Below are 435 nucleotides of genomic sequence, written 5' to 3' on the forward strand. Positions count from 1 at the left end.
GAGTTCTGTTCGCTTTCATCCAGATCAAACTCGTGCATTTTCCAATTATCGATTGAGGCTGTATCAAAGTCATAAGTATGCTTAGCATAAAAACGATCTTGCACATAATCAGAGGTCACTCTACCAAAGCCTTCATAAAACACTTTATCACTAACAGGAATAGTAAATTTATTCTCCGAATGACCTAGTAGTAACTTAAGCGCTGTAGATTCACTTAACTGCCAATCAGTTAAAAATGATACTTGGCTAAACGTTGTGTCCATTTGCTGTACGCGGCTTTCTGTTGCTAACGTAGCGTTACTAATATCTGTGTAAACAGCTTCACCGTTCTCGTTATAACGCAGCTCATTGACCACGGCACCGCCAACTGTTTGTCCACCAGCAGTTGTTGTTCCACCCAAACCACTTAACCCTGCGCCACGCGTTGCTATATGG

At 41.8% G+C, this 435-nt stretch carries 1 protein-coding gene; it reads right to left on the reverse strand.

Annotated features, from left to right (window positions below; translation table 11 throughout):
- Positions 1–435 (reverse strand): hypothetical protein (locus HR9077_RS21795; RefSeq protein WP_210725811.1); only part of this gene is annotated, 435 nt, incomplete at both ends.

The sequence above is a fragment of the Modicisalibacter radicis genome (assembly GCF_900961225.1).
Taxonomy (GTDB): Bacteria; Pseudomonadota; Gammaproteobacteria; order Pseudomonadales; family Halomonadaceae; genus Modicisalibacter.